Genomic DNA, 18,728 nt, shown 5'->3' on the forward strand with positions numbered 1-18,728 from the left:
ATGGTAGTGCTTATCGTTTTTTATTTATGTTCGCCTAAGAAATCAGGCCGTTAACGGGTAGCGTGCTCGTACAATTTTTGCGCGAACTCCTCCATCAATTCCCGCTTGGCCAACAGCTTAACCATTCGTTGAGGCAAGCCCTCTACTCCGTAAAAAGCACCTGCCAATTGACCGTAGACAGCTCCCGTCGTATCCGCATCGTCCCCGAGATTTACCGCTAGGAACAGGCCTTCTTCGAAAGAATTACTGGAATAAAATGCCCAAAGCGCCGCTTCAAGCGAATCGACGACATATCCCGATCCTTTGATCTCTTTTTTCGTTTTCCCTTTATAGGAACCATTCGCGACTCGGGCGATATCAGGATCAAGCGGTTGCTTTTCCCATAGACCCGCTATTGGAGAAAACGAATCAGTGAGCAACTCCTCTTTCGAAATACCCTGTATAGCCCCCAGGAGCAATGCCCCGAACAAGCGACAGCCGTCTACTGCCTTTGCCGTCGCGTGTGTGGTGCGAGAACTTTGCGCACAGTAATCAATGGCGAGCTCTGGTTGATTGGCATAATAGAGTGCGACAGGTGTTAGCCTCATAATGGAGCCATTCCCTGCCGACATCGGATGATTCGATCCGCTGAATGGATTTTTTGTCTGCTCAAAACGCCACAGCGCTTCTTTGGTGATATTCCCTATATCGAAGCAGTGATCCTTGCAGCTCATATACCCCTCTCGAAACCAGGCTACATATCGGTTCATCTGATCAACTGGATCGAAGCCGTTCTGCGTAATCAAGCTCTCAGCCAGGCACAGCGCCATCGACGTATCATCCGTCCATTCTCCCGGCTTTAAATCGAATGGTCCTCCCCCGACCATTTCTGTAAGCGGCTGGAAGGTTCCTGGTTTGCGAAATTCTAAAGTAGTGCCGAGTGCATCTCCAACGGCCAATCCTAACAAACTCCCAGCATAGCGGTCACGCAGTTCCACACCTATCCACACCTATCTTTTTCAGAATTATCTGTACCTATCAAACAAAGCATCTGGCAATAACATTTTGACCGACAAATTGTTCGCTCAATTCATCTGTCGCTACCTTTTCTTCTGTGCTCGCAAGCGTGATAATCTGCGGCAAAACCAGCTTGTAACGGTCCTCCATCACGGTTTCAAGAACGTACTGTTCCTCTTCGTCCCACAAAAGAATTCCTGCCAAAATTCTGGTCTCCACACAGATCCCCTCCATTTTTTTCTCTTTTGAATATGTACGAAAGACGGGTACAATGACCCGCCTTCTAGTGCCTTACGTAATGTGTAATGTGTATACTTACTGCTCTTTTTTTAGACGTGCATCCAGAACAAAGTTGCCGAATGGCAGTAATGAAGCGATAAATGCCCCGATCACTTTTAAAAAGGACCACTTATTGGTTATTGTAACATGTGCCAACGCCAAAATATACAGGACAAAAAACAAGCCATGAAGTGAGCCGGCAATTTTTACCGGGGCTGGATAATCCCAAAAATACTTGAGCGGCATAGCAATCCCGAGAAGTACCAAATACGAGATACCTTCGATCAGGCCGATAAGACGAAAGCGTCCGAGGGCAGATTTCATCATGTGCGGGTACCATCCTTGCCATTGAAATTACCACTATTATAAACGAAAAACTATCATAATGTTGAAAATAGTCCAATGTTCATAATATATTCAAAATCAACGGCCCCAAGCTTCCTCTCGGATGCGTTCCATCCAGCGCATCTCTGCGTACAAATGCTCAATGGCACCGATCAGAATCGTTCGTGCTCCCCAGCTAAGCCTCTCTCTTTTTTCCTCCTTGATCGATTCCAAAAATCCAGCTAACCGTCTTACCTCCTGGATATTCACTTCCAAGGCCTCATTCATTTTTTGTGGATCACCGTACGAAGCAAAAGCAAGAGCCGCGTAGATCGGATTGGTCAATTGCATTGGTTTTTTCAGTTCTTCCAAGAGAAGCTGTTGGAATTGCTCTTCGCCTTTTGGAGTAATCCCATACATCTTCTTATCTGGGCGGCTAGTCTCACGAATAATTTCTTTGACCTCAATCATCCCGCTCTTTTCCAGTTGGTCGAAGGCATAATAGAGGGAGCCTTTGGCGTATTTTATGTAACAATCCATTCCCCTGGCCTTCACCTGCTGCTGAACCTCGTAGGGATGCTTCTCCCCTTCCATCAGCAATCCTAGAACAAGCAATTTTAGACTCATGACGATTCTCCTCTATCCGCGTTCCAGTTTCGGTTTCGGTGCAGCAGGCGATTTCCCCAGCGCCCGATCATTTCCCATCAGCAAAATGCATACGAGAGCAAGAACAGCAGGAACGAGCGCCCACATAAACGTATTCGCAATCGAAGAAGCGAGAATATCGATCATTTGATCCAAAACAGGAGCCGGAATGGATTCGCGCGCTCCTGGTGTCAAAATCGCACGCGGGTCTGTAATCGCATTCGTCATCCCATGACCCCCGAAAGCTGAGAACATGCCGTTTTCAAACGAATTGCGTTGCAAGATCCCAAACACGGTGATTCCCAACGTCATCCCCAATGAACGGGAAAAAGAGTTCGTCGAACTGGCCGATCCTCTTTGTCGCATATCAAAGCCATGAATCGCTGAAATTCCCAAGGTGGAGAAAGAGAAGCCCACGCCAAACCCTGCGATCACCATATAAAGCGTAACGATTGAACGAGGAATATCAGGCGTTAGTGTACTCAAAAGGAAAATACCTGGTATGAAAAAGACGGCGGACAGAAGCATAATATTGCGGAAGCTTGTCTTCGTCGTCAAAAATCCGCCTAGTTGGCTACCAGCAACCGAACCGAGCATCATCGGTGTCAACAGCAATCCAGCATTCGTCGCTGACCCGCCATATACCCCTTGGATAAAAATCGGCAGGTACACCGTGGTGATAATAAAAGCAGCTCCATACAACAAGGCAATCGCATTTGTCGTGGCAAATAACCGCTTCTTGAACATGGAGAACGAAATAATCGGATCAGATGCCCGCTTCTCGACAAATAGAAAAATCACAAACAACAAGAAAAAGGAAGAGAACAAGCCAATAATCTGCATCGAATCCCATGCGTATTGATTGCCGCCCAGCTCCAGTGCAAACATCAGACTTACTACAGCACCAACCAGTGTAATCGCTCCCCACCAGTCAATGCTCTGCTTGCGGTATTCCAGCGACTCCTTGTAATACATCGAGATTAACCAAAGGGACACAGCACCAATCGGTACATTGATGTAAAAGATCCAATGCCAGCTGACATATTCGGTAATATACGCCCCAAGCAAAGGTCCCAATACGCTGGACGTACCGAATACTGCTCCAAAAAGTCCCGTCATCTTTCCACGCTTCTCCGGCGGGAATACGTCAAAAATAATCGTGAAGGCAATCGGCATCAGCGCTCCGCCGCCAATCCCTTGAATCGCCCGATAAATACTCAATTCAACAATGCTGTTTGCCGTCCCGCATAAAATGGACCCTAACAAAAATACAACGAGACCAAATATGTAAAAACGTTTTCGCCCATACATATCGGAGAGTTTACCGAAAATCGGCATCCCCGCCATCGTAGCGACCATGTACGCTGATGTCACCCAAACAAACTTATCCATGCCGCCCATCTCACCGACAATCGTAGCCATCGCCGTCGCGACAATCGTATTATCCATGGAAGCCATCAGGAGACCCAGCAGCAGCCCCGCTAACACCATATTCACTTTACTTTCTCTTGCAATCATTGCATCACCCTCCTGATTGGTCAAATCAAAGTACTATACGTTATTATATTCAAATTTGACTACTTATCCAAAAAAATTGCTCCTTTTTCTCGGAGCATTTTTCGCGATTTATTATCGCCCGAATGGTGACGGGCTGAATGGGGATGGCTGCTGGGCTTGATTGCCCTTCCACATTTTATAGGCCGCTTCTGACATCGGCTCCACTGTCGGCTTAATCTCTCCAGTGAATGGATTCTTATTATAGGGCAAGTTAAACGTCCGTGTCCCGTCGCTCTTACGCAGCAAAGAACCATCCGACAGCTCCACCCAACTACTTCCTGGTCCTCCATCGTCTACGACATAGAGGCCCTTATCATCCCAGGCTGGATACGTTGGCACGTTTTTTACCGGAGGACGTGTAGTCTGTTTCTTGACTGGTTTTGTTGCGGTTTTCGTCTTTAGTGTTTTCTTCTTCGGTATGCTCGTTTTAGCAGCTGCTACCGCTTTTGACTTTGGCTTCCCTTCGCTTTGTTTCTGCGCTGATGTTGGTGCAGATGCAGGTGCTGATACAGCTACAGGCTTTTCAACCGGATAGGCGGAAACGTTAGGGGTGCGCGGACCCTGATTAGCCAAATTCATAGTGGGCATGGAAGTACCTGCTTTTTGTGAGACAGATGCTGTTTTTGTATCCGTTCGTCCATCTGTTTTTACCGCGTGAATCAATGTCGGCCACAAATAGGCGTTAAAGCCTAGTAAAGCGACCATCGAAGCAATACCTACGATTTTTTTCATAATAAGGGCTCCTATGACTGAATGATTAGGAAATAAAGCAATGACTTCTGGCCTATATCAAAATTCTAGTCGATTGGAAGAAAAAAGAAAATACCTTACATAAACAAACTCCTTCTCATGTTGGTTTTGAGAAGGAGTTTGTATCTAAACGATATCCATATCGCGGAATCGTCGTGATTTGCTGCCCGTAGTTCCGAAGCTTTTTCCTTAATCGATACACGAGCGCATTGACTTCCACCCGGCCAACATCTGAGACATTCTCCTCATGCAGCATTCGCTCTGGCCAAACGGTCAGCATAATTTCTTCAAAACTAACGGCCTTGTTTGCCTTTTGGTATAGAAGCTTCAGCAAATCCATGTCTTTTCCGGTTAAAGGAAGTCTTGTTCCGTCGATACGAACTTCTCGTCTCTCCAAATGAATTTCCAAACCTGGCAAAAGCGACGAATTCTTCGGCTGCGTGAAGGGGAGCTCTACCGTATCATCCAGCCTATTAACCTCTCGTAAAAAGACGAGCTCAGCTACCCCTTTTGACAAGCTTATTTGATCCCCGTGACGAAGAATGTGAGAGGAGAAATGAAGCGGCGTCCCATTTACCTCTGTGCCATGCTTGCTTTCTAGATCGATAATCTTGTAGTCGTCCCCGATCCTTTGAAAGGCTGCATGCATTCTCGAAATGTACGGACTAGAAAATGCAATGTCCAGTTGAAAACGAGTCCCCCTCCTCCCGATTGTACAGCGATCCTTGGTGAGATATTTGCGCGTAGCAATTTGGCTGGGGTCCCCTTTTTTTACGAGTAAGTATGCACCGTTATCTATCATCTGGTGATCACCTCGCATGTTGATCTATCACGGTTTTGCAGCCGTCAGTGCATCAACAGCAATCCTGGTAGCTTCAGCAATGAGCACATCATCATAAGTGGCGTCCTGCTTATCTCTGCTAGACAACACTGCAATGACAATGGGCTTTTTATTCGGTGGCCATATGATACCGATATCGTTTCGCGTTCCGTAACTTGCCGCTCCCGTCTTATCTCCGACCTTCCAGCCTTTAGGGACGCCGGATCGAATCAGTTTGGCTCCCGTTGTGTTTCCTTGCAGCCACTCAATAAGAATCTTCTGCTTGTCAGACGACAGCACATCCCCTACCGTATAGGTTCTTAAACTCGTTGCAAGTGCTTTCGGTGTGCTTGTATCGCGAATATCTTCTGGCTTTGCCTCATTCAATTCCGTCTCATAGCGCTCGGATGTCGTAACAAGATCACCCATCTGTCTTAGAGCTGATTCAAAGCCTTTAGGTCCACCCAATTCTTTGAACAACAGGTTTCCCGCCGTGTTGTCGCTATAGCGAACCGCGGCGTCTGCAACCTCTCGAAGAGTCATTCCGGTCGCTACGTGTTTTTCTGTGATAGGTGAATAAGTAACGAGATCGTCCTTGGTGTAGGTGATGACTTTTTCGAGCTCTTCCAACGGTTTCTGATGCAAGATTGCACCTGCGGCTAAAGCCTTGTACGTAGAAGCAAAAGCGAAGCGTTCATCTTCGCGATAAGCAACCGCCAAATCTGTTTCGGTGTCGATCGCATATACGCCGAGCCTCGCATCAAACTTGTTTTCCAGCGCAGCGAACTTTTGATCCATTGCAGATGCGGGCGTTTCCGTTTTTACGACAGGCGTTTCAGCAGAAGAGCACCCGGCGAGCGTGAGAAGCGTGAAAAAAATCGTATTCATTGTAAATCCGATCAGTCTAGAATGGTGAACTTTCATGGATGCCAAACCTCTTTCTAGGAAGATAAAAACCATCAGATTACATCCGTAATACTGTACTACACTTGTAATCTATTGTTTCACGATAATATTACACGCGTAATCAACGAGTGTCAATCTCCTTTTCCCGCAAGAAAATGCACTACATCCACTCTTTTTTGAAAAAAAGACGCCCTTCCAAGCAAACTGGATAACCGTAAATGGTTTTTCCAAGTCAGCTTGAAAGGGCGCACTCTATTTTGGGGAATGATCAGTGGATGATTGTTTCGCATCCAATATGGAACGCAGCTCCTGAATCTCCTCGTCCGATAAAGATTCCTTCTGGATGAACTGAACAAGCATTGATTTTAGAGCCCCGCTGTAAATCCGCTCCAGAAATGACTGTGCCTCGGCATGCTGGCATTCATTTTGTGAATACAACGGATAAAACGTATAGACTCTTTGGTTTTGATTGACTCCCACAGCATTTTTTTGAACCAAACGATTTAAAAGAGTACGCACTGTCTTTGGGTTCCAATCCGTATGACCTTCCAAGGAGGAAATAATTTCGTTGGCCGTCAACGGCGACTTTTCCCATAGCACGTTCATTACTCGCCATTCCGCTTCTGAAATACTTGGCATGGATGTAGACACTGAAATCTCCCCCTTTCGATAAGGATGACTGAAGAGCAACGGCTAGTAGAGACCTTTCGCCTTCAAAATAGACAAGGTGATTTCTGCTGCGGCAGGTCCATTTGCGTCATCTTCGTTTTGTATGTTTGTAGCAAAGAAGTAGGTGCCTTTCTCGTTCTCTACATACCCGACAAACCAACCGTTCACATCTTTTTGATTGACGGTACCCGTACCTGTTTTCCCGGAGAGAATCGAGCCCGCCTTTTCCGATAACCGGATAGAGTCTTTCACCGCCTGGATATTGACTTCTTGAAAATCAAGTTGGTTCGTATAGAATGCTTTTAATAATTGTACCTGCTCCACCGGAGAAATCTTCAAGGAAGATTCTATCCAATATTCGCCGATTCCACCAGATGTATTGGAATTCCCATAGTTCAATTGTTCCAGAAAAGCTTGAATCATATCCGGAGGGATGCTCTTATCCATCTGTTTAAAATACCAGTTCGTGGAGTTTCGCATCGCTGTAAATAGATCTTGATCCCGGTTCCACTGCTCATATGGATAGTGGATTCCATCCCATTTTAACAGGGAATCTTCACTCGAAATCACACCTGTCTCCAAACCAAACAAGGAGAGAAAAATCTTGTAGGTGGAGTTGGGTGAAACTCGTTGTGTACTTCCTGCCTCGTTGTAAATCCGATACTGGTCTGCTTTCAAATCATATAAGACAAAACTGCCTTCAAAGCCACGGAAATAGTCGTCCAAATCCTCGTAAATGGTTCGATCATCTTGAAAATGATAACGGCTGCGATCGTCGGCTAAAGCGGCACCAACAAGAACCTGACCGGCAACCAAAACGACCACCATGGAAAAAATGACTGTGCTTTTCAACTGCAACAGCTTTGATTCGGCCTTGTGGGATGCGATTTTCTCGATTCGTTTTTTAACTGCCTTCTTGGAACCGTTTAATTGACTGGCCAAAACGACATTTCCGGCTCGATTTTCTTTATCCAAAAACTTAATGATGGTATGACCATATTCCAAGTAATTTCGCTTGTCTAAAAAGTTCAATACAGCTACATCACAAGCAATTTCACGGTCCACTCTCATTTCCCGAAAAGCCAGCCAAACCATTGGATGGAACCAATACAAAAGTTGATACACGACGGTCACATAGTTCATGACGATATCATGGTTTTTTTGGTGCATGAGTTCATGCAAAAAGATGTATTTCATTTCATTAATCGACAGCCATTCATCAAAATGACAGGGAAGGACAATATACGTCTTAAATACGCCAAACGTCATCGGAGATTTGACCTGATTGGATTGTGCTAACACAATATGCCGCTTTATTTTTACATCCTTCTTGCATTGTTGAAACATATCGATGATTTCTTGATTGGTGATCAAAGAAGCTGTTCGCTTGATCTTCTGGATTTTTAACCAGGCTGATAACGTGATCGCAGCACCAACGATCATGCCGACTACCCATATGCTGACGAAAATCGTAGGAAAGGAGTCCGGTGTATAACGGCTTACCGACAACGTTAAATCCTGTACCCAATTCGCATTTTCAAACACAGGGGCTTGCGAAGCGAGCATCGAACTGCCAGCTTCATTATACTGATTGATGCCTGAGACAAAAAAATTTCCAAAATCAAAAAAGGATTTCGGGATAAAAACTGGCGTTAAAGCGACCAGCAAGAGAAACCACAAATTGTATTGCCATCTAGCTGACAGCTGGGAGCGAAATACTTTTCGAATCAAGAAAATAAGCGCGATCGTGCACGAAGAAACGATCAAGCTTATCACCACATGATTGACGAACATACTACCTGTCTCCCTCCCTACTTATACAGAGTAATCTAGACAAAAATAGAACCCGTATCAATTTTCTAGAGCGACAGGAACGCTCTTCAACCTGACAGGATTCTTCACGCTGATTAGCACACAATTAGCTTCATTATGTCAAAAACGCGATCACGATACAAGCTATCGCCGATTAGGAGAAAAAGGAAAAACACCTTCTTTACAAAGGTAAGAAGGTGTTTCTAGCCTGATTTAGTTTGTTTTCAAAACATCGTGATCGACGTAACGCTCACCATTCAGTTCGCTGATGACATTGATTGCAACCTTGGCGCCATCACCAGATGTAATAATCGTATGTACGCTTACTCCCGCGCACGTACCTGCTGCCCAAATTCCTTCGATGTTCGTCTTCCCTTGTGCATCGACATCGACAACGGTTTTGATCCGTGGCTCAGTGCCTTCTTTGGTTTTTACCCCAATCGCTTCTGCCAAAGTCACGAGCGCTCCAGTTGCAAGAATCACATGCTTAGCCTCAAAGCTGCCTTTTTCCGCTGTCTCTACGCGGAAGCCCTGCTCTGTTTTGGTAATGTTGCTCACTTGATCGGCTACCAGCTCCGCACCGAATTTCGCTGCTTGCTTTTTACCGATCTCAATGATATCTGGGCCGGTGATTTCCATGATGCCGTAGTGATTTTCCATCCACGCGCGCTTGGTCATGCTTTTGTCATTATCAATCAGCAACGTCTTCTTACCTGCTTTTGCAGCAAACAACGCTGCACTTCCTCCTGCCGGGCCTGCTCCAATAATTACGATATCAAACAAAGAAATCTCTCCCTTCCAAAATAACTTTCATAACATAATTATATACTAAGTATAATAAAGGTGGCAATATCTTTGATAAGTTTATGCTGTCTATAGGAAAAATATTTATTATGATTAGGTTAAAAAAATGTAGTTTCAGATAAAGAGCATGATCGAAGGAGTGAATACTATCGAACCTCGAATAGGCTTTGTGATCGGAGAAAAATTGGATTTGAAAAGAATCGACGAGATTTTATACACCCATGAAAACAAACAAGCTGCATCTTGTAAGGTCGTATTAGACTATATGGAGATGGACCCAGAGATTTTCTTAAGTCGTCCCTTTTCCTCCACGGAAGAGGTACTCATTAAAGATCCCGATCTCCTTGAAGCTGAACTTTCCCAGTTGTATGATTTTGTATGGGTTGAAGTATTAGGCGGTATTGAGAGACATGGGCACCCTTCCGTTACTATCTCTGATATAGAATATGAAGGTAAACTCATCCATACGTTAGACAATAGAGTGCTAATTTTCTTACGAGATATCATTATTGACAATCACGGGAGAGAACTTCTTCGGAAAATTTGCCATGTCCCAAAAACATTACAATGGCTCGCTCTACCTAAAAAAGACGGAAAAACCCCACACCCAGACTATATTCTTGGCGAGATGGAGCAATGGATTCGCAAGTTGATTGCATACAAGGTAGATGATAAATAGGAAAGGGCTATCTCAAATGACAATCGAACTTCGAATAGGCTTCGTGATTGGCAAAAAAATTGATTGCAACAAAGTCCGGGAGATTTTATACACCTATGAAAACAAGCAAGCTGCATCTTGCAGGGTAGTATTAGACTATATGGAAATGGACCCAGAGATTTTTTTAGATCGTTCCTTCTCTTCCACATGTCCAGTCCCTATTAAAGATCCCAATCTCCTTGAAGCTGAACTTTCCCAGTTGTATGATTTTGTATGGGTTGAAGTATTAGGCAATATTGAGCGGCATGGCCACCCTTGCGTTACGATCTCAGATACAAAATATGAAGGAAAGCTAATCCATACATTAGACAAAAGAATATTCATCTTTTTACGAGACATCATCAGTGACGATCAAGGAATACAACTTCTTGAGAAAATCTGCCACGTCCCAAAACCATTACAATGGCTCACTCTACCTAAAAAAGACGGTAAAACCCCACCCCCAGACTATATTCTTGACGAGATGGAGCACTGGGTCCGCAAGTTGATTGCATACAAGGTAGATGAATAAACAGGGAAAGGGCTATCTCAAACGTCCTGTAAACGAACAATGAGATAGCCCTTTCCTTTTACGAAGGTCGCGTAATCCAGAAACGACGAATGAGCAATCCATTGTCGTCTGTACATTCTGACTCAAAAACTCCACCGTTCTTCCGAATCGTTTTCTCCGATGCAACATTATCATAATCGCAAATCACCAATACTTCGTTTATACCCAACTCGCTCGTAATAGTTAGGGCTTGCGCTAAAATTTCCGTCGCATATCCTTTACGTCTCTCAGATGGACGGATTCCATATCCGATGTGCCCGCTGTTTTTTCGTAGACGCTCGTTGAGACGATGCCGAATATTCACCGCCCCCACTATGCGTCTCTCCTCATTCACGAGCCAATACGTCGAATGAGGAACATAGCCATCCGACAGATTTTCCTCGCTGCTCTCACTCTTCAGAAATTCCAGGTACGCAGGAAAATCATAGGGCTCCCGATCCACCACCCACGGTACGATAGGCTCTCCACTTTCTTTCCACTCTTCGTAAAAGGAAATATACTCAGCTTGAAATTCTGCACAAGGCTTTATTAAATACAGTTGCCCAGCCATCGTCTCGCTCCCCTTGCATTTTTTGGTGTAAAATTCTTTCTATTATAGCTGCAAGGAGAGAGTGTTACCAGTTTTCACCTTCTTGAATGACTTCCATTGGTTGACCAAAAGCCGCGTAGGAAGAAGCGCATTTCCAGTCCAAGCGCCTCTGGAGCCCAGCCCAGCTTCGGAAAAAATGGCGGGGAATTTCAGCTTCACTTATGGTATCCTTCATCGAAACTTCAACGTTTGAAGCGCTCCCGCCATTTTTCCGAAGCGGACAGTCAATCCCCCTAGCAGGGCGTAGGTTGAAGCGTAGACTGGAAATGCGCTTCTTCCCTCCACTACAGCTACGTCAAAAAAAAACGCGGCACAAGCAACGAATCGCCTGTGCCACGCTCTTAACTGATTAATATTTGTTAAATAACATGATCCAGAGGGAACCTGCAACAATTGTAATTACAATGACAAGTCCAAGAATCAATGTCTGTACGTTGTAGCGTGGTTTTTCTCCTTCGCGGATGTGCATGAAGAAGAACAACTGAATTACGAACTGCAAGACCGCCATTATCAAGATCGAGATCATGGTCGCCGTTTTACTCAAAATCGGGTTCATGACCAGCACGAGTGGGATAATGGTGAGCACGATCGACAAGATAAAACCGATTACGTACTCTTTCAACGATCCGTGACTATGATGTCCGCCATGGTTTTGATGTTGTGCCACCTTACATCACCCCCATCAAGTAAACGACTGTGAAGAGGAAGATCCACACAACGTCAAGGAAGTGCCAGTACAAGCTAAAGTTGGTAATTTTGCGGCGAGTAACCGCAGAGATTCCACGACGCTTCAGCTGTATCATCAACGCAGTCATCCAGAACAGACCAAGCGTTACGTGCAATCCGTGTGTACCAACCAGTGTGTAGAAAGCGGACCAGTAGCCGCTAGTCGCCATGGTTGCACCTTCGCTCATCAAGTGCATAAACTCAGTGACTTCCAACACTACGAAAGACAGTCCCAAAAGACCAGTTACAGCCAGCCAAGAAATGAGCTGCTTGACATTGCCTTTGTTCATCGCCAGAACAGCGAGACCGCTGGTAAAGCTACTTGTCAACAAAAGAAAGGTTGAAGCAATAACGCCTGGCAGCTGGAACAATTCCTGTCCAGTTGGTCCACCTGCAAAGCTATTCATCATTACCGCATAGGTTGCAAACAACGTACCGAACAGCACGCAGTCTGTTACAACGAAAATCCAAAAACCGAGAACCTTAAGTTGCTCATGCTCTTCATGATGGTCGTGGTCGTGGCCGTGACCATGGTCATGATTCGTAGCCATCGTTACACCACCCTCCCCAGTGAAGCCTCAGTGCGACGCACTTCCTCCACCGGTACGTAATAATCCGTGTCGTATTGGAAGGAGCGTGCCCACATGCATGCGAATACTCCAATGAATCCAATAACGGCCATCCAAACCCATCCAAATGTGAAACCAAAACCTACCAAGAACCAGAAGTTCGCCATGATAAACGGAATTCCAGAGTTCTTCGGCATATGAATCGGCTCCAGTTTGGCCGGTTGTTCTTTATAGGTGCCATTTGCTTTTGCTTCTTTTGTTGCCCACCAGTCATCCATTTCTTTCACTTGTGGAACAACAGCAAAGTTGTAGAACGGTGCAGGTGACGGAATCGACCACTCCAGCGTACGACCATTCCATGGATCGCCTGTCGTGTCGCGCTCACCATTCTTGATGCTGTAAGCGATTTGCCATACTTGGAAGATGAAACCGATACCCATCATGAATGCCCCAACAGTGGATACGAGGTTCATATCTGCCCAGCCGCGGTCCCAACCGTACGTGTAGTAACGGCGAGTCATACCCATGAAACCGAGCGCGTATTGCGGCATAAAGCACACGTAGAAACCAATATTCCAGAACCAGAAGCCCCATTTGCCCAGTTTCTCGTCGAGCTTGAAACCGAACAGTTTTGGCCACCAGTAGTAAATACCAGCCAGGTAACCGAATACTACCCCACCGATCAATACTTGGTGGAAGTGGGCAACCAAGAAGTAGCTGTTGTGATACTGATAGTCTGCCGGAGCTACTGCCAGCATTACCCCTGTCGCTCCACCAATTACGAAGCACGGAATAAAGGCAATGGTCCACAGCATTGGTTGTTTAAAGGATATCCGACCACGGTACATTGTAAACAGCCAGTTAAAGACCTTAACCCCGGTCGGGATACCAACAACCATCGTTGATATCGCAAAGAAGGAGATAACACTTGCGCTCGTACCCATCGTGAAGAAGTGGTGAGCCCATGTAAAGAACGATACAACGGCAATGATCATCATCGCCCAAACCATTGATTTGTAGCCGAAAATCTTTTTACGTGAGAATGTAGCCACGATCTCAGAGAAAATACCGAAAGCTGGTACTACTACGATATATACCTCAGGGTGACCCCACATCCAGATGAGGTTGAGGTACATCATCGGATTACCGCCGCCGTCCATTGTGAAGAAGTGGGCTCCTGCGAAACGGTCAAGGAACAACAGAGCCAATGTTACAGTCAAAATTGGGAAAGCGAAGATAATCATAATGCAGCTGGACAATACGGACCAGCTAAACAACGGCATTTTGGAAAGCTTCATGCCAGGTGCACGCATTTTGAGAATCGTTACGATAAAGTTAATCCCTGTCGCCAAACTACCGATACCGGAGATTTGAATCCCCCATATATAGAAGTTCTGACCTGGTCCAGGGCTGAATTCATTTTGTGACAGTGGCGGGTAAGACAACCAACCAGCGTCCGGGGAGCCCCCGATTACGAACGAAAGGTTGAACAACATCGCACCGAGCATAAACAGCCAGAAGCTGAGTGCGTTCAAGAACGGATACGCTACATCTCGAGCACCGAGTTGAAGCGGTACTACCATGTTAAACAAGGCAAACATCATCGGCATCGCCATGAACAAAATCATGATCGTACCGTGAGTCGTAAAGATGGCATTATAGTGATCCGAGTGCAGGAACTCTACGTTCGGGAATGCCAGTTGCAAACGCATCAGCAGGGCGTCAACCCCACCGCGGAACAGCATCAGAAGCGATGCGATCAAATACATAATACCAATACGTTTATGGTCAACTGTAGTCAACCATTCACGCCATAGCCAAACCCATTTTTTATACTTAGTCAGAACGAATACGATCGCAATCATAGAAAGTACAATCGATACGTCCGCACCGTAAATCAGTGGGTCACCTGTTACAAAGAACGTGGATGCAAAATCCTTAATGTTCTCCCACACGTGTTATTCCTCCTCCCTCTCGCCTAGTGGTTCATACTGGAATGATTCATTCCAGGCATGTTGTGCGATTCAGTCTTTTGATGCGTATTTAGCGAAGTCTCATTAGAAGACTTGTTACCTGCAGGCGCAGGAAGTTTCTCCATCACATAGTCCATATCGTGACCATGGCCATATTTCGCAACGATCTCTTCAAACATACCTTCTGGGAATGCAGAGTACGTAAACTTATCTGTCACGCCAGGCTTGCGAAGTTCTTCATAATCTGCCTTCGTCATAGCTGGAGTCGTACCTTTTACTTCTTTTACCCATTTATCGAACTCATCTTTTGGTTTTGCCACTACATCGAACTGCATTTTGGCGAAACCTTCACCTGAGAAGTTGGAGCTAAATCCAGCGAATGTACCTGGTTCATCTGCTTGCAGATAAAGTTCGGTAGCCATTCCCGCCATCGCATAAATCTGTCCACCCAATTCTGGAACCCAGAAAGAGTTCATCGGTGCATCAGCAGATACCTGGAAGCGAATCGGTACGCCTGCTGGAATCTCCAGATGGTTAACAGTTGCGATATTTTGTTCTGGATACGTAAACATCCATTTCCAGTCCAAAGCCGTAACCTGAATGGTTATAGGCGCAACTTCTTTATTCGGGTTCTCTTTTAACAAATAAACATCACGGACAGTAAAGTAACCCAGCAACGCAACGATAACGATAGGAATAATCCACCAAATTACCTCTAGGGTTGTACTGTGTGCCCACTCCGGCTTGTAACTTGCTTTATTGCCCGGTGTATCCCGATAACGGTATACAATGAAAGCGGTAAGCGCAATAACCGGAACGATAATGATAGCGACCAATATCGTGGAAATAATAATGAGATTGTACTGCGTTTCTGCTACAGGTCCTTTTGGATTCAAGACGAGGTATTCGCTACCACAGCCTGTCAGCAGAACGGTGCCCAACACTGCCAAGATCCAAAACTGGATATGCCTCAGCATTTTTCCTCCGCTCATTCTCCTAATCCCTCCTAGTCACAAACAACGAGCATGTAATACTTTGAGAGCGCAGTTCTTTTCGGTGAACGTCGCCTCACATATGTCGATAGTGCAGTCACTCTCTATGGAGAGGTCTCGAACGAGGTTTTGGAAAACCTTCTTTATTTTAACGTGCTTTCACACTTTTCGAGAGTTCCTCACAATAGCTTTTTTAACACAAGTGAACTTCACTATTCGCCGCATATACATACTATCAGAGTCTGCGAGCTTTTGTACTCGTTTTTAACGACGTTCAATATTTCGTAGCTTTTCTGTTACAAAGTGTTCACATAGCATTCACGAGTTGATCATATTCTTGTTAGGATTCTCCTCTAATGATTCCTGACACCCATTCTTGGTCATCATTCCCAATTCTAATTGTCAAGGATTCTTTTCACTTTTAATAAAAAAAACAAAAAAACCGCCAGCTTATTTGGCTGACGGCAAATTTCCGTATAAATAAAAAACCTCTCATTATAATGAAGAAAATGAGAGGTACGATGGGACTATTTTTTAACTTACTTAGGCATCCGTTCTTTTTAGCGTCATCAAGCGAAACACCGTGCTCATAATGAAGATATTCATGCCAGCGATCAAAAATCCGATCGACACCATCAACGGCAAGTTCTGCGATCTGAAATCGCTTGCAGTGAAAGCCATAATAACAGCACCGATGAATAGTACTGTCCAAGCCATCCATCTTAATACATCTGCTGCTTTTCGATCGTTATTCATTACACAAAACCCCTATCATCATAGATTTTTTGCGTGACCGTTTTTGTTTTATGCTCTTATTGTAACATAATATTCACTTGTTGTTCATATTTTGTTCATTTTTTTATAAAGAATTTGTCAAAACTTTTTTCATAAACCTATTGTTTATCGCATTGTTGAAAATTTACTTTGTGTCACAAATGTGAAAACCTTATTGTTATAATGAATGGAGTAAACGCTTTCAAGCATTTATAGCATCGTGCTCTGTCATCGAAGGTGGTATGCCTTCGAGACTGATTATCGGAATTATTGCTGCTATTATCATTGCCAGACGAGTCAAGCGATTGATCTTTGGTCTGGAGCCTGAAGAAATCTCATTTTTGTTTACGGAAAAAGTAGCTATTCAAGAATCGATTCGCGATGCTACGGTAGCAGTCGATATGCAAGGGCGTGTCGTCTCGATGAATAAACGCGCACGTTCCCCCTCCAAGAGGATTTGTCCGTGAGCCATTCGACCGTGCGCAGATACCCCGAATTTTTCGTCTCTATTAATGAAGTAACTGTCGAGACGTTCTATGGAACCGTCGGACGTCCGGAACGAAAATACCGCTGGATTCCGTAAAAAATAGCCAAATAATGCCTGATGGCAAAAAGAAGGGGAAGCTTCATTTATGAACCTGAAGCTTCCCTTTTTCTTTTCTTGCTGCCGATTGTGTCGCACCTGGACTCTTTCCCCGAAACATCGTGATGATGGCAACAGCTGCGATGATCATGACAGCAGCAATCAAGGTTTGGCTCGTCAATTGTTCATCAGCGATTAGCCAGCCTAGAAATACAGCGACAATCGGGTTCACATAAGCGTACGTGGAGACCAGAGCAGGCTCTGCATTTTTCAAAAGCCAAATGTACGCCGTATAGGCGACAATGGAACCAAATCCAACTAAATAGCCAAAAGCAATCCAGGAACGCAGGGTAATCTCTGTTATATGCAGCCTCGTCCAATCGTCGAGAAACAGCGACGCGATCCCCAGCAAAATTCCTCCGATGATCATTTGCAAGGCCGTCGCCATTACAGGTGATGCTGGGAGCTTTGCATAGCGCGAATACAGCGATCCCACTGACCAGCAGATCGAAGCAAATAGGAGCGCCACGATTCCGATCGTATCGATTCCTTGATTGCCTGTGCCCCCGGGATGGACAACCAGCACAGCGATCCCCGCCAACCCAAACAGGATTCCTCCCAAGACTCCAGCTGTGGGCTTTTGCTTGCTGCCACCGAACCAATTGAAAACGAGAATCCATACTGGAACCGTAGCGATTAGCAAGGACGCGATTGCTGACGGTACCTTGAGCTGTGCCCATGCAACTACACCATTACCACCGAGAAGCAGCAACGCCCCAACTATTCCAGCCCCTCTCCATTCTGCTGCACTGGGCAGCTCTGCCCCTTTCCAACGCCCGATCAAAAACAGGATCGATCCCGCCAGAAAAAATCGCGCCCCCGCCATAATAAAGGGTGGCATCGACTCAATGGCGATCTTCATTCCAAGATAAGTGCCTCCCCAAAATAGGTAGACCGCTAGCAACGCAATCGTAACGACAAATAATTTTGAATCTTTTTTTCCTGTCATTGTATTTCCACCCTGGCTTTCAAATGTCTTTCCTTCCATCCTCGTAGATCGTTGACAAGATGAAGGTCGTGGAGGTTTCCAGTATTTCGTCATACCGGACCATTTCATCGATCAGATTGGTGATATCTTCCGGTGCCATCGCACGTACTTTTAGCATCATACACCACTCTCCCGCGAGCCGCTGGCATTCAATGATGGTCACGTTCGGTACTTCAACATTCATAATCTTTGCTGTGATTTCTTTGAAATCCTGACATCTTGCTTTGACGAAGATCAATACCTTCAGCCTTTGCTCCAATTTTCTCCAGTCAATGATGCCACGGTATCCCTTGATAACCCCATTCTTTTCGAGCTTGGCAACCCGCTGGTGGACAGCCGGTCGCGAGATGTGCAGCAGCTTGCTGATTTCCTCATGAGATATCCTTCCGTTTTCCTCGAGCAATTGAACAATTCTCAGGTCAACCTCATCCATCGCATACCTCCTGTGGTTATAGTAGCACATTTTCCTTCATATAGACCATTCGTACTCTATATTGACCGAATTCAAACGAATAGTAAATACAGAAGCAAGATATCAAAAGTAAAATGCTAAAAAACCGTCATGAAAGCCCCTTAGCATTACGAATCGTTACTTAGGTACTCATACCGAAAAAGCGCTTGTTTGGGACTAAAAAAACCTGCCT

The 18,728-nt window shown here is 45.2% G+C and carries 21 protein-coding genes and 2 pseudogenes; 4 read left to right on the forward strand and 19 right to left on the reverse strand.

What is annotated here, in order from left to right; all coding sequences use genetic code 11:
- Positions 1-50: 50 nt before the first annotated feature.
- The 11 genes from E8L90_RS16805 to E8L90_RS16855 form a co-directional block, all read right to left on the reverse strand.
- Positions 51-977 (reverse strand): ADP-ribosylglycohydrolase family protein, encoded by a 927-nt coding sequence (locus E8L90_RS16805; RefSeq protein WP_137030441.1) that lies wholly within the window; start codon positions 975-977, stop codon positions 51-53.
- Between the two features lie 40 nt (positions 978-1,017).
- A complete protein-coding gene (locus tag E8L90_RS16810) occupies positions 1,018-1,215 on the reverse strand; it encodes a hypothetical protein (protein WP_235442485.1) in 198 nt (65 codons plus the stop codon).
- 96 nt (positions 1,216-1,311) lie between these two features.
- The gene (locus tag E8L90_RS16815) at positions 1,312-1,602 is read right to left on the reverse strand and encodes a DUF3817 domain-containing protein (RefSeq protein WP_137030442.1); all 291 of its coding nucleotides are present in this window, start codon (positions 1,600-1,602) and stop codon (positions 1,312-1,314) included.
- 96 nt (positions 1,603-1,698) lie between these two features.
- Positions 1,699-2,226: a PadR family transcriptional regulator gene (locus E8L90_RS16820; protein ID WP_137030443.1), complete on the reverse strand. Its 528-nt coding sequence runs from the start codon at positions 2,224-2,226 to the stop codon at positions 1,699-1,701.
- A gap of 12 nt (positions 2,227-2,238) precedes the next feature.
- On the reverse strand, positions 2,239-3,762 hold the full coding sequence (locus E8L90_RS16825) for an MDR family MFS transporter (RefSeq protein WP_137030444.1): 1,524 nt from the start codon (positions 3,760-3,762) through the stop codon (positions 2,239-2,241).
- Positions 3,763-3,873: 111 nt separating this feature from the next.
- The gene (locus tag E8L90_RS16830; protein ID WP_137030445.1) at positions 3,874-4,533 is read right to left on the reverse strand and encodes a hypothetical protein; all 660 of its coding nucleotides are present in this window, start codon (positions 4,531-4,533) and stop codon (positions 3,874-3,876) included.
- A gap of 115 nt (positions 4,534-4,648) precedes the next feature.
- Positions 4,649-5,353: an FHA domain-containing protein gene (locus E8L90_RS16835; protein ID WP_137030446.1), complete on the reverse strand. Its 705-nt coding sequence runs from the start codon at positions 5,351-5,353 to the stop codon at positions 4,649-4,651.
- Positions 5,354-5,380: 27 nt separating this feature from the next.
- Entirely contained in the window at positions 5,381-6,295 is a 915-nt protein-coding gene (gene blaBBI / locus E8L90_RS16840) for a BBI family class A beta-lactamase (RefSeq protein WP_137030447.1), read from the reverse strand.
- A 234-nt stretch (positions 6,296-6,529) separates the two neighbouring features.
- Positions 6,530-6,928 (reverse strand): penicillinase repressor BlaI, encoded by a 399-nt coding sequence (gene blaI, locus E8L90_RS16845; protein WP_137030448.1) that lies wholly within the window; start codon positions 6,926-6,928, stop codon positions 6,530-6,532.
- A gap of 42 nt (positions 6,929-6,970) precedes the next feature.
- Positions 6,971-8,740 carry a BlaR1 family beta-lactam sensor/signal transducer gene (locus E8L90_RS16850; protein ID WP_137030449.1) on the reverse strand — a complete coding sequence of 590 codons (1,770 nt, stop codon included), beginning with the start codon at positions 8,738-8,740 and terminating at the stop codon, positions 6,971-6,973.
- Positions 8,741-8,971: 231 nt separating this feature from the next.
- Complete coding sequence (locus tag E8L90_RS16855; RefSeq protein ID WP_137030450.1) at positions 8,972-9,541, reverse strand: FAD-dependent oxidoreductase; 570 nt, start codon at positions 9,539-9,541, stop codon at positions 8,972-8,974.
- Between the two features lie 148 nt (positions 9,542-9,689).
- Here E8L90_RS16855 and E8L90_RS16860 point away from each other — a divergent pair, with 148 nt between their 5' ends.
- Both E8L90_RS16860 and E8L90_RS16865 read left to right on the forward strand, forming a co-directional pair.
- On the forward strand, positions 9,690-10,241 hold the full coding sequence (locus E8L90_RS16860; RefSeq protein WP_137030451.1) for a hypothetical protein: 552 nt from the start codon (positions 9,690-9,692) through the stop codon (positions 10,239-10,241).
- Positions 10,242-10,257: 16 nt separating this feature from the next.
- The gene (locus tag E8L90_RS16865) at positions 10,258-10,791 is read left to right on the forward strand and encodes a hypothetical protein (RefSeq protein WP_137030452.1); all 534 of its coding nucleotides are present in this window, start codon (positions 10,258-10,260) and stop codon (positions 10,789-10,791) included.
- A 58-nt stretch (positions 10,792-10,849) separates the two neighbouring features.
- Here the strand turns inward: E8L90_RS16865 and E8L90_RS16870 are convergent, their stop codons facing one another.
- From E8L90_RS16870 to E8L90_RS16900, 6 genes are all read right to left on the reverse strand, one after another.
- On the reverse strand, positions 10,850-11,380 hold the full coding sequence (locus E8L90_RS16870) for a GNAT family N-acetyltransferase (RefSeq protein ID WP_137030453.1): 531 nt from the start codon (positions 11,378-11,380) through the stop codon (positions 10,850-10,852).
- A 388-nt stretch (positions 11,381-11,768) separates the two neighbouring features.
- Complete coding sequence (gene cyoD / locus E8L90_RS16880; protein ID WP_137030454.1) at positions 11,769-12,086, reverse strand: cytochrome o ubiquinol oxidase subunit IV; 318 nt, start codon at positions 12,084-12,086, stop codon at positions 11,769-11,771.
- A 1-nt stretch (position 12,087) separates the two neighbouring features.
- Positions 12,088-12,696 (reverse strand): cytochrome o ubiquinol oxidase subunit III, encoded by a 609-nt coding sequence (gene cyoC / locus E8L90_RS16885; RefSeq protein ID WP_137030455.1) that lies wholly within the window; start codon positions 12,694-12,696, stop codon positions 12,088-12,090.
- Positions 12,697-12,698: 2 nt separating this feature from the next.
- Positions 12,699-14,669, reverse strand: coding sequence for a cbb3-type cytochrome c oxidase subunit I (locus tag E8L90_RS16890; RefSeq protein WP_137030456.1), 1,971 nt, complete (start codon positions 14,667-14,669; stop codon positions 12,699-12,701).
- A gap of 23 nt (positions 14,670-14,692) precedes the next feature.
- Positions 14,693-15,679, reverse strand: a complete 987-nt coding sequence (qoxA, locus tag E8L90_RS16895; RefSeq protein WP_137030457.1) for a cytochrome aa3 quinol oxidase subunit II — start codon at positions 15,677-15,679, stop codon at positions 14,693-14,695.
- Positions 15,680-16,222: 543 nt separating this feature from the next.
- On the reverse strand, positions 16,223-16,435 hold the full coding sequence (locus tag E8L90_RS16900) for a hypothetical protein (protein WP_137030458.1): 213 nt from the start codon (positions 16,433-16,435) through the stop codon (positions 16,223-16,225).
- Positions 16,436-16,707: 272 nt separating this feature from the next.
- On the opposite strand from E8L90_RS16900, the pseudogene E8L90_RS16905 reads away from it, so the two are divergent.
- Positions 16,708-16,923, forward strand: a pseudogene (locus E8L90_RS16905) (ATP-binding protein); the annotation flags it as partial.
- A 2-nt stretch (positions 16,924-16,925) separates the two neighbouring features.
- Positions 16,926-17,036: pseudogene (locus tag E8L90_RS30850) on the forward strand (response regulator); the annotation flags it as partial.
- Between the two features lie 43 nt (positions 17,037-17,079).
- Here E8L90_RS30850 and E8L90_RS16910 read toward each other — a convergent pair.
- The gene (locus E8L90_RS16910) at positions 17,080-18,045 is read right to left on the reverse strand and encodes an EamA family transporter (protein ID WP_137030459.1); all 966 of its coding nucleotides are present in this window, start codon (positions 18,043-18,045) and stop codon (positions 17,080-17,082) included.
- A gap of 19 nt (positions 18,046-18,064) precedes the next feature.
- Positions 18,065-18,517 carry an Lrp/AsnC family transcriptional regulator gene (locus tag E8L90_RS16915; RefSeq protein ID WP_137030460.1) on the reverse strand — a complete coding sequence of 151 codons (453 nt, stop codon included), beginning with the start codon at positions 18,515-18,517 and terminating at the stop codon, positions 18,065-18,067.
- Positions 18,518-18,728 lie beyond the last annotated feature (211 nt).

This window comes from Brevibacillus antibioticus (assembly GCF_005217615.1).
GTDB classification, from domain to species: domain Bacteria; phylum Bacillota; class Bacilli; order Brevibacillales; family Brevibacillaceae; genus Brevibacillus; species Brevibacillus antibioticus.

Coding starts and splice junctions, on each gene's coding strand:
- E8L90_RS16815 (WP_137030442.1), bottom strand. CDS start 1,602: ATGATGAAATCTGCCCTCGGACGCTTTCGTCTTATCGGCCTGATCGAA.
- E8L90_RS16820 (WP_137030443.1), bottom strand. CDS start 2,226: ATGAGTCTAAAATTGCTTGTTCTAGGATTGCTGATGGAAGGGGAGAAG.
- E8L90_RS16825 (WP_137030444.1), bottom strand. CDS start 3,762: ATGATTGCAAGAGAAAGTAAAGTGAATATGGTGTTAGCGGGGCTGCTG.
- E8L90_RS16830 (WP_137030445.1), bottom strand. CDS start 4,533: ATGAAAAAAATCGTAGGTATTGCTTCGATGGTCGCTTTACTAGGCTTT.
- E8L90_RS16835 (WP_137030446.1), bottom strand. CDS start 5,353: ATGATAGATAACGGTGCATACTTACTCGTAAAAAAAGGGGACCCCAGC.
- blaBBI (WP_137030447.1), bottom strand. CDS start 6,295: ATGAAAGTTCACCATTCTAGACTGATCGGATTTACAATGAATACGATT.
- E8L90_RS16850 (WP_137030449.1), bottom strand. CDS start 8,740: ATGTTCGTCAATCATGTGGTGATAAGCTTGATCGTTTCTTCGTGCACG.
- E8L90_RS16860 (WP_137030451.1), top strand. CDS start 9,690: ATGATCGAAGGAGTGAATACTATCGAACCTCGAATAGGCTTTGTGATC.
- E8L90_RS16865 (WP_137030452.1), top strand. CDS start 10,258: ATGACAATCGAACTTCGAATAGGCTTCGTGATTGGCAAAAAAATTGAT.
- E8L90_RS16870 (WP_137030453.1), bottom strand. CDS start 11,380: ATGGCTGGGCAACTGTATTTAATAAAGCCTTGTGCAGAATTTCAAGCT.
- cyoC (WP_137030455.1), bottom strand. CDS start 12,696: ATGGCTACGAATCATGACCATGGTCACGGCCACGACCACGACCATCAT.
- qoxA (WP_137030457.1), bottom strand. CDS start 15,679: ATGAGCGGAGGAAAAATGCTGAGGCATATCCAGTTTTGGATCTTGGCA.
- E8L90_RS16900 (WP_137030458.1), bottom strand. CDS start 16,435: ATGAATAACGATCGAAAAGCAGCAGATGTATTAAGATGGATGGCTTGG.
- E8L90_RS16910 (WP_137030459.1), bottom strand. CDS start 18,045: ATGACAGGAAAAAAAGATTCAAAATTATTTGTCGTTACGATTGCGTTG.
- E8L90_RS16915 (WP_137030460.1), bottom strand. CDS start 18,517: ATGGATGAGGTTGACCTGAGAATTGTTCAATTGCTCGAGGAAAACGGA.